Genomic DNA, 8009 nt, shown 5'->3' on the forward strand with positions numbered 1-8009 from the left:
CCCATCGTGCCCGCGGGCCGGTGGACTTGTCAAAGGGAAAACGAGCTTTCCTTTTCGAAGATGCGCCCCTAGTCTGACTCCTGCCATGAACGAAGCGATCACACTCTCCGCCGGCGTCGTCAAGCGCCCGCACACGCTGGCCGACGGCCGCGAGCTCCTCTACTTCGACGACGCCGACACGACCCTCCCCCCGGAGCGCGCCGCCGACGCCCGCCACCTCGACCCCCGCCCCGCCACCGCGCGGATGCGCCAGGACGTGCTGACCGGCGAGTGGGTCTCCATCGCCGCGTCGCGCCAGAACCGCGTGTTCCTGCCGCCGGCCGAGCTCGATCCGCTCGCCCCGGCGTCGCCGACGAACCCGTCGGAGGTGCCCAGCCGCTACGACGTCGCCGTCTTCGAGAACCGCTCCCCCTCCTTCGGCCCGCTCCTCGAGGACGCGGACGCGCCCGCCTCCCTGGAGGACCTGCGCACCCTCGGGCTCGGCCGGACGCTGACCAGCGTCGGCCGCTGCGAGGTCGTCTGCTTCAGCCCCGAGCACGAGGGCTCGTTCGCCACGCTCAGCGCCTCCCGCGCCCGGACCGTGGTCGAGGCCTGGGCCGACCGCGTGGGCGCCCTCTCGGCCCTTCCCGGCGTGCAGCAGGTCTTCCCGTTCGAGAACCGCGGCGAGGCGATCGGCGTCACGCTGCACCACCCCCACGGGCAGATCTACTCCTACCCCTACGTCACGCCGCGCACGACCCGCCTGCTCGCCTCGCTCGACAGCTACGGGCCGTCGATGTTCGCCGACGTCCTCGCCTTCGAGCAGGCCGGCGAGCGCGTCCTCCTCCGCGGCGAGCACTTCACCGCGTTCGTGCCGTTCGCCGCGCGCTGGCCCGTCGAGGTGCACCTCCTGCCGCACCGCCACGTCCCCGACCTGGCGGCGACCACCCCGGAGGAGCGGGACGAACTCGCTGCGATGTACCAGCGCCTGCTCCGCGGCATCGACGCCCTCTACGACACCCCGACGCCCTACATCGCCGCCTGGCACCAGGCCCCGGTGCACGAGCGCCGAGACGAGGTGCGCCTGATGCTCCAGATCACCTCGCCCCGCCGCGCCGAGACGAAGCTCAAGTACCTCGCGGGGAGCGAGGCCGCGATGGGCGCCTGGATCGGCGACATCGCTCCCGAGACGAGCGCCGCGGCCCTGCGCGCGGCGATCGGGCGGGCCGACGCGGCCGTGCTCGAGGCCGGGGTCGCACAGCGCCCCGGCGCGGCCCTGCCGGTCGCCGCGCACAGCGACGACTCGCTTCCCGGCGGCGCCGCCACTCCCGCCACCACCGCCGCCGACATCGCCGAGGAGAACCGATGACCGCCGCTCCCGCCTCCCTGACCGCCGTCGCCGAGAGCGCGGCCGCCGCCTTCGAGCGCACCTTCGCCCGCCCCGCCGCGGGCGTCTGGTCCGGCCCCGGCCGCGTGAACCTGATCGGCGAGCACACCGACTACAACGACGGCTTCGTCTTCCCCTTCGCGATCGACCGCGCCACCGCGATGGCCGTCGCGCCCAGGGAGGACCGCCTGATCCGGATCAGCAGCGCCTTCTCCCCCGAGGTGGTCGAGGTCGCTCTCGACGAGCTCGGCCCCGGCGCCGTGACCGGCTGGTCGGCCTACCCGCTCGGCGTGGTCTGGGCGCTCACCGAGTACGGCGTCGACCTGGGCTCCCGCTGGGGCTTCGACGCGTACGTCGACTCCGACGTGCCGGTCGGCGCGGGGCTCTCGAGCTCTGCGGCGCTGATGTGCGCGATGGCCGTCGCCCTCGACGAGCTCTGGCACCTCGGCTTCGACCGCGCGACGATGGCCCGCGTCGGCCGTCGCGCCGAGAACGTCGCGGTCGGCGCCCCCACCGGGATCATGGACGAGTCCGCCTCCCTCTTCGGGAAGCGCGACGCCGCGGTGTTCCTGGACTGCCGCAGCCTCGACACCGAGGTCGTCCCCCTCGGCTTCGAGGAGGCCGGGCTCGTCCTGCTCGTCGTCGACACGCGCGTCGAGCACGCGCACGCCACCGGCGGCTACGCCGAGCGGCGCGCCTCCTGCGAGCTCGGCGCCGCGACCCTCGGCGTGCCGTCGCTCCGCGAGCTGACGGTCGACGACCTGCCGCGCGCCCAGGAACTCCTCGACGACGTCACCTACCGGCGCGTGAAGCACGTCGTGACCGAGGACGCCCGCGTGCTCGAGACCGTCCGCACCCTGCGCGAGCACGGTCCCCGGGCGATCGGCGATCTGCTCGACGCCGGCCACGTCTCCCTCCGCGACGACTTCGAGATCTCGGTGCCCGAGCTCGACACCGCCGTCGAGGCGGCGCGCGGCGCCGGAGCGATCGGCGCCCGGATGACCGGCGGCGGCTTCGGCGGCTCCGCGATCGCCCTCACCCCGGTGGAGAAGGAGGACGAGGTCCGCGCCGCGGTCCTCGCCGCCTTCGCCGAGAAGGGCTTCACGACTCCGGAGCTCTTCCTGGTCACGGCCGCCGACGGCGCGGGCCGCGTGCTCTGACCTCTGCTCCCGTCGACGCCCCCTGCGACCTCGCGTCGCAGGGGGCGTCCCTCGTCCAGCCGCTACGGCGCCGGATCCGGCGGAACGACGGCGCGCGCTTCTCCCCCGGTGACCCGGACCAGCTCGGCGAAGCTCGTCGGGTAGACGGTGTGCGCGTGCCCGGCCGCAGCCCAGACCACGTCGTAGGCGGCGAGGGCCGCGTCGACCACGGTGCGCAGCGGCGCGGGATGGCCCACCGGCGCGATCCCGCCGATCGTCTGGCCCGTCGCGGACTTCACCTCCGCGGCCGGCGCCCGGGTGATCGATCCGCCCAGCTGCACGCCCAGCCAGGCGGTGTCGACGCGGTGGCCGCCGCTGGTCAGGACCAGCAGCGGCGCACCGTCGAGCAGGAACACGAGCGAGTTGGCGATCTGACCGACGTCGACGCCCAGCGCCTCGGCCGCCAGTGCGGCCGTCGACGCGGCCGAGTCGAGCCAGCGCACGGTCGGGTGCACGCCGTGCCGGTCGAGGTCGGCGAGGACGCGGTCGACGGCCGGGTGGCTCCGTTCGCTCATGCCGCCGAGGCTAGCGCCCCGGCCGCGCTCACTTCTCGAACGTGGAGGCGTCGATAACGAAGCGGTAGCGGACGTCCGAGGCGAGGACGCGCTCGTAGGCCTCGTTGATCTGCGAGGCCGAGACGACCTCGACCTCGCTCGCGATGCCCTTCTCGGCGCAGAAGTCGAGCATCTCCTGGGTCTCGCGGATGCCGCCGATGCCCGAGCCCGCGAAGGAGCGACGGGCGCCGAAGAGCGTGAAGACGTGCAACGGCAGCGCCTCGGCCGGAGCGCCCACGTTCACCATCGTGCCGTTGCGGCGCAGGAGCCCCAGGTAGGCGTCGAGGTCGAGGGGCGCGCTGACCGTATTGACGATCAGGTCGAAGGTGTTCGCGAGATCGGTGAAGGTCGCCTCGTCGCGCGTCGCGTAGTAGTGGTCGGCGCCCAGGCGGAGGCCGTCCTCCTTCTTGCCGAGCGTCTGCGAGAGCACGGTGACCTCGGCGCCCATCGCGTGCGCGAACTTGACGGCCATGTGGCCGAGCCCGCCGAGGCCGACGACGGCCACGCGCTTGCCGGGGCCCGCCTCCCAGTGCGAGAGCGGCGAGTAGGTCGTGATGCCCGCGCACAGCAGCGGGGCGGCGGCCTCGTAGGGGATCGACTCCGGGACGCGGAGCACGAAGTCCTCGACGACGACGACGTGCGTGGAGTAGCCGCCCTGGGTGATGGTGCCGTCGCGGTCGACGGAGGCGTAGGTGCCGGTGTTGCCCTTCAGGCAGTACTGCTCCTCGCCCGCGAGGCAGTTCTCGCACTCGCGGCAGGAGTTCACCATGCAGCCGACGCCGACGCGGTCGCCGACGGAGTGCTTGGTGACCTCGGAGCCGACCTCGGCGACGACGCCGACGATCTCGTGGCCGACGGTCAGCGGGTACGCCACCGGTCCCCAGTCGCCGCGGACGGTGTGGATGTCGGAGTGGCAGATGCCGGAGTAGGCGATCTCGATGAGCACGTCGTGCGGTCCGACGTCGCGGCGCTCGATGGTGGTGGGGACGAGCGGCTCGGTCGCGGAGGGGGCGGCGTAGGCGGTGACGGTGAGCATGGGTTCTCCTCGTGGGGCGGGGCGCGCTCCGAGGACGTGTCCGACGGGGTGGGGGACGCGAGAGCGCCGGGCCACGCTACCGGCAGGCGGCTGGACGTCGCCCCCGAGCGCGGTCCGGCGCGGGTCCCGTGGCGCGGGACCGGTCAGCGCAGGGCGCGCTCGGCCGCCGTCACCACGTTGTGGATGAGCATCGCGCGCGTCATCGGGCCGACGCCGCCGGGCACGGGCGAGAGCCAGCCCGCGACCTCCGCCACCTCCGGTGCGACGTCGCCGGTCAGCTTCGCGCGGCCCGTCTCCGGGTTCTCGACCCGCGTGATGCCCACGTCGAGCACGGCGGCGCCGGGCTTCACCCAGTCGGCGCGGATGAGCCCGGGCACGCCCACCGCGGCCACCACGATATCGGCGCGGCGCACCTCCGCGGCGAGATCGGCCGTGCGGGAGTGGGTGAGGGTCACGGTGGCGTCGAGGCCCTTCCGCGTGAGCAGGAGCCCGAGCGGTCGGCCGACGGTGAGCCCGCGGCCCACGACGACGACGTGCCTGCCCGAGGTCGGGATGCCGTGGCGCTGCAGCATCTCGACGATCCCGTTCGGCGTGCAGGGCAGCGGGCTGTCCAGCTCGCCCTCGACGCCGAGAACCAGGCGGCCGAGGTTGGTGGGGTGCAGGCCGTCGGCGTCCTTGTCCGGATCCATGAGCTCGAGCATCGCGTTCTCGTCGATGCCCTCCGGCAGCGGGAGCTGGATGATGTACCCGGTCACGGCCTCCGAGTCGTTGAGCTGCCGGATGGCGGCGCGGATGTCGTCCGCCGACGCGGTCGCGGGGAGGTCCACGCGGATCGACTCGATCCCGACCTCCGCGCAGTCGCGGTGCTTGCCCGCGACGTACGAGCGGGAGGCGGGATCGTCCCCCACCAGCAGCGTGCCGAGCCCGGGCACGACGCCCCGCTCGCGCAGAGCGGCGACCCGCTCCGCGATCTCCGTCTTGACCGCCGTCGCCGTCGCGACGCCGTCGAGTACCTGTGCCGTCATCTCGGGCTCCTCGGTCGTGGCGCGGCGGAGGGGGACGGTGCCCCGGCCTCCGCCGCGCGGGTGGTGCAGCGGATCGACTACAGCCCGGGGTAGAGCGGGAAGTCGTCGGTGAGGCGGGCGACACGGCCGCGCAGCGCCTCGAGGTCGGCCGAGGGCTTGAGCGCCTCGGCGATGACGTCGGCGACCTCGGTGAACTCCGTGTCGCCGAAGCCGCGCGTCGCGAGCGCCGGCGTGCCGATGCGCAGGCCCGAGGTGACCATCGGCGGGCGGGGGTCGAACGGCACGGCGTTGCGGTTGACCGTGATGCCGACCTCGTGGAGGCGGTCCTCGGCCTGCTTGCCGTCCAGCGGCGAATCGCGCAGGTCGGCGAGGACGAGGTGGACGTCCGTGCCGCCGGTCAGGACGTCGATGCCCTCGGCCTTCGAGTCGGCCGCCGTGAGGCGCTCGGCGAGGATCTGCGCGCCGCGGATGGTGCGTGCCTGGCGGTCGGCGAACTCGGGCTCGCCGGCGAGCTTGAACGCGGTCGCCTTCGCGGCGATCACGTGCATGAGCGGGCCGCCCTGCTGGCCGGGGAAGACGGCCGAATTCAGCTTCTTGGCGTACTCCTGCTTCGCGAGGATGAGCCCCGAGCGCGGGCCGGCCAGCGTCTTGTGGACGGTGGTGGTCACGACGTCGGCGTAGGGCACCGGCGACGGGTGCAGCCCCGCCGCCACGAGGCCTGCGAAGTGGGCCATGTCGACCCAGAGCTTCGCGCCGACCTCGTCGGCGATGGCGCGGAACGCCTCGAAGTCGAGCTGACGGGGGTAGGCGGACCAGCCGGCGATGAGCACCTGCGGGCGGACCTCGAGGGCCTTCTCGCGGACCGCGTCCATGTCGATGCGGAAGGTCTGCGGGTCGACGCCGTACGCGGTCGCGTTGTAGAGCTTGCCCGAGAAGTTCAGCTTCATGCCGTGGGTCAGGTGGCCGCCGTGCGCGAGCTCGAGGCCGAGGATGGTGTCTCCGGGCTGCACGAGCGCGGCGAGCGCCGCGGCGTTGGCGGAGGCTCCGGAGTGCGGCTGGACATTGGCGAACTCGGCGCCGAAGAGGGCCTTGGCGCGGTCGATCGCGAGCTGCTCGGCGATGTCGACGTACTCGCAGCCGCCGTAGTAGCGGCGGCCGGGGTAGCCCTCGGCGTACTTGTTGGTCAGGACGGAGCCCTGCGACTCGAGGATCGCGCGCGGCACGAAGTTCTCGCTCGCGATCATCTCGAGGTAGCCGCGCTGGCGGTCGAGCTCCTGCTGGAGCACGGCGGCGATCTCGGGGTCGACCACCGACACGGGCTGGTCGAACGAGGCGGCGACGCCGGGGCTGGCGGGGGAAGAGGACACGGACGCTCCTTGGCTGGGAAACGGAAGGGGCCCGGCAGGTCGCGGCGGCGCGACACGGCTCGTTCGGGCGACCCGATCTACGGTATCCGTTCCAGCCCAGGCGTGCGGCGGGAAAAGTGTCCGGGGCACTGCCCCGGAGGAGGTGCCGCTCCCTGATGGTCACCCATCCGAACGCCAGTCGCGGCGGGCTCACTCTAGCAAGCGGGCCGGGTGGCGCGGGAGTCGCGCCAGTCGGGGGCGGGCACGCGCGATCGTGCGACGATCCCTCGGGCGGTCCCGGCGCGGGACCGGGAGGGAGGGCGTCGCCGTGGGTCCTCGACGCCGCTCCGAGCGCGTCGACGGCCGCAGCGACGAGGAGCTCGTCGCGCTGGTCCGGGAGGGCCGCACCGACGCCGTCTCCGAGCTCTGGCGCCGCCACTCCTCGGCCGGGCGCACCGTGGCCCGGGCGTGGGCGAGCAGCTCCGACCCCGACGACCTGGTCTCGGAGGCGTTCCTCCGCGTCCTGCGGGCGATCGAGCGCGGCGGCGGACCCGAGGGCGCCTTCCGCCCCTACTTCTTCACGGCCGTCCGCAACGTCGCGGGGTCCTGGGCCCGGCGGGACCGGCACGAGCGGCCGTTCGACGAGGCCGACCGCGCCCTCCCCTCTGCCGGCCCCGATCCCGAGGCGCACGCCCTCGCCGCCCTCGAGCGCGACCTGGGCGCGCGCGCGTTCCGGGCGCTGCCGCCGCGCTGGCAGGAGGTGCTCTGGTACACGGAGGTGGAGGGCCTGTCCCCCGCCGCCGCCGCACCGCTGATGGGCCTGCGGCCCAACGCGGTCGCAGCGCTCGGGGTGCGGGCGCGGGAGGGGCTGCGCTCCGCGTGGATCCGGGAGCACGTGGCGGACGCCTCGGCGACGGGCGAGTGCGAGTGGGTGCTCGAGCGGGCGGGGACGTACGCGCGAGGACGCGTCCCCGTCCGGGACAGGCACCGCATCGACCGGCACCTGGACGGGTGCCTCTCCTGCCGGGAGGTGCTGGCGGAGGCCGAGAGCACTGCGCGCCGCCTCGCGTCGGTGCTGCTGCCGCTGACCGCCGGGGTGAGCGGCGCAGCCGCCTGGGCGGCGGGCGGGGGCTCCGGCGCGGCCTCCGGTCCGCTGCCGAGCGCGGTCCGCGCATCGGCGGTCCGAGCGTCGAGAGCGGGCAGCGGAACAGGAGTGGTCGTCGCCGCGTCCGCTGCGGCGGCACTCGCGGTCGCGGGAGTCGTCGGCGCGGTGGTGCTGCTGTCCGGGAACGGGGGCGGCGCGCTCGTGGCGGCGGAGGACGCCTCCGCGCGGGTGGACGAGCGCGCAACGGCCGAGGCGGCTGCGCCGGCGGCGAGCGGAGGAGCGGCGGCGAGCGCCGACCGACCGGAGACGGACCCGGAGGCCGCCTCCCCGACTCCTGCCGCCGAGCCCGCCCCGTCCCGCCCTGCCGTGACCGGCAGC

Annotated in this window: 7 protein-coding genes; 3 read left to right on the forward strand and 4 right to left on the reverse strand. The window is 74.4% G+C overall.

Annotated elements, in window-relative coordinates:
* Nucleotides 1-85 precede the first annotated feature (85 nt).
* Both galT and galK read left to right on the forward strand, forming a co-directional pair.
* Complete coding sequence (gene galT / locus C5C49_RS15020; RefSeq protein WP_104346459.1) at nt 86-1348, forward strand: galactose-1-phosphate uridylyltransferase; 1263 nt, start codon at nt 86-88, stop codon at nt 1346-1348.
* Nucleotides 1345-2526, forward strand: a complete 1182-nt coding sequence (gene galK / locus C5C49_RS15025) for a galactokinase (protein ID WP_104346460.1) — start codon at nt 1345-1347, stop codon at nt 2524-2526. The genes galT and galK overlap by 4 nt, the downstream gene beginning before the upstream one ends.
* Nucleotides 2527-2588: 62 nt before the next feature.
* On the opposite strand, the gene C5C49_RS15030 is transcribed toward galK, so the two are convergent.
* The 4 genes from C5C49_RS15030 to glyA form a co-directional block, all read right to left on the reverse strand.
* Complete coding sequence (locus tag C5C49_RS15030; protein ID WP_104249356.1) at nt 2589-3080, reverse strand: YbaK/EbsC family protein; 492 nt, start codon at nt 3078-3080, stop codon at nt 2589-2591.
* Nucleotides 3081-3108: 28 nt separating this feature from the next.
* On the reverse strand, nt 3109-4155 hold the full coding sequence (locus C5C49_RS15035) for an NAD(P)-dependent alcohol dehydrogenase (protein WP_104346461.1): 1047 nt from the start codon (nt 4153-4155) through the stop codon (nt 3109-3111).
* A gap of 143 nt (nt 4156-4298) precedes the next feature.
* A complete protein-coding gene (locus C5C49_RS15040) occupies nt 4299-5180 on the reverse strand; it encodes a bifunctional methylenetetrahydrofolate dehydrogenase/methenyltetrahydrofolate cyclohydrolase (RefSeq protein WP_104295729.1) in 882 nt (293 codons plus the stop codon).
* Nucleotides 5181-5257: 77 nt separating this feature from the next.
* Nucleotides 5258-6547, reverse strand: coding sequence for a serine hydroxymethyltransferase (gene glyA / locus C5C49_RS15045; RefSeq protein WP_104224723.1), 1290 nt, complete (start codon nt 6545-6547; stop codon nt 5258-5260).
* Between the two features lie 307 nt (nt 6548-6854).
* Here glyA and C5C49_RS15050 point away from each other — a divergent pair.
* Nucleotides 6855-8009 (forward strand): sigma-70 family RNA polymerase sigma factor (locus C5C49_RS15050; protein ID WP_104346462.1); only part of this gene is annotated, 1155 nt, incomplete at its 3' end.

It is taken from the genome of Rathayibacter sp. AY1E2, from assembly GCF_002932325.1.
Taxonomy (GTDB): Bacteria; Actinomycetota; Actinomycetes; order Actinomycetales; family Microbacteriaceae; genus Rathayibacter.

Coding starts and splice junctions, on each gene's coding strand:
- C5C49_RS15040 (WP_104295729.1), bottom strand. CDS start 5,180: ATGACGGCACAGGTACTCGACGGCGTCGCGACGGCGACGGCGGTCAAG.
- C5C49_RS15030 (WP_104249356.1), bottom strand. CDS start 3,080: ATGAGCGAACGGAGCCACCCGGCCGTCGACCGCGTCCTCGCCGACCTC.
- galT (WP_104346459.1), top strand. CDS start 86: ATGAACGAAGCGATCACACTCTCCGCCGGCGTCGTCAAGCGCCCGCAC.
- galK (WP_104346460.1), top strand. CDS start 1,345: ATGACCGCCGCTCCCGCCTCCCTGACCGCCGTCGCCGAGAGCGCGGCC.
- C5C49_RS15035 (WP_104346461.1), bottom strand. CDS start 4,155: ATGCTCACCGTCACCGCCTACGCCGCCCCCTCCGCGACCGAGCCGCTC.